The sequence below is a fragment of the Microvirga sp. HBU67558 genome (genome assembly GCF_018069605.1).
Taxonomy (GTDB): Bacteria; Pseudomonadota; Alphaproteobacteria; order Rhizobiales; family Beijerinckiaceae; genus Microvirga; species Microvirga terrae.
The window spans coordinates 1-252 of the sequence record NZ_JAGPUP010000056.1 but is presented as its reverse complement, the minus strand read 5'-3'; the positions used below and the strand labels follow the sequence as shown (position 1 = coordinate 252).

The following is a 252-nucleotide window of genomic DNA, read 5'->3' as shown; positions in this document are numbered from 1 at the left end:
GACCTAGGGCGCGGGCAGGCGAACCGCGGCCATCACCTCATCGGCAGCCCGCACTCCGCTCTGATAAGCCCCATGGGCGGTTGAGAAGTCGTGGCGGTGCGTTGCCTCGCCGGCGAAGAATAGCCGGCCCCCGAACGGGCGAGCCAAGGTGACCCGCGCTTGCGCCTTTCCCGGAAGCGCATAGCTGTAGCCTCCCCCGATGTGATCCATCCGGCTCCAGTTCGAGACAGCCAGCGGCCGGAGGCTGCGTCG

General features: G+C 68.7%; 1 protein-coding gene. It reads right to left on the bottom strand.

Features of this window, described 5'->3' with window-relative positions; translation table 11 throughout:
- Window positions 1-3: 3 nt before the first annotated feature.
- On the bottom strand, window positions 4-252 hold a 249-nt coding region (locus KBI52_RS00215), incomplete at its 5' end, for an FAD-dependent oxidoreductase (protein WP_210804720.1).